This is a genomic window from Deinococcus alpinitundrae (assembly GCF_009982895.1).
GTDB lineage: Bacteria > Deinococcota > Deinococci > Deinococcales > Deinococcaceae > Deinococcus > Deinococcus alpinitundrae.
This window is the reverse complement of record NZ_WXZL01000146.1, coordinates 1-353: the sequence shown is the minus strand read 5'-3', so window position 1 is coordinate 353 and position 353 is coordinate 1. Positions and strand designations below refer to the sequence as shown.

The window sequence follows — 353 nt, the reverse complement described above, 5'->3', positions numbered from 1 at the left end:
GAGATCGACCAGCAGTTCGCGCCAGCTCTGCGCGCTCTCGCGGAAGCCGACCTGAAAGCCCAGAAGCTCCTTCCGGCCTTCCGGTGTCGCCCCGATGATCACCAGCATGCACTCGGCCTGCGGCTCCATCCTGGCCTGCAGGTAGACGCCGTCGGCCCAGACATAGACATAGCGGCGCGCCGAGAGATCGCGGCGCTGCCAACGATCATACTCCTCCTGCCAGCCTGCCGTGAGGCGGGAAATCACCCCCGGCGACAGGTTCGGCGCGTCCGCCCCGAGCAACGCCGTCAGCGCCTCCTTGAAATCGCCGGTGGAGACGCCGCGCAGATACAGCACGGGCAACAGGGCATCGA

1 protein-coding gene is annotated in these 353 nt (G+C 67.1%); it reads right to left on the bottom strand.

Annotation, left to right across the window (positions count from 1 at the left end):
* Positions 1-353 (bottom strand): transposase (locus tag GUI70_RS22805; RefSeq protein WP_202630576.1); only part of this gene is annotated, 353 nt, incomplete at both ends.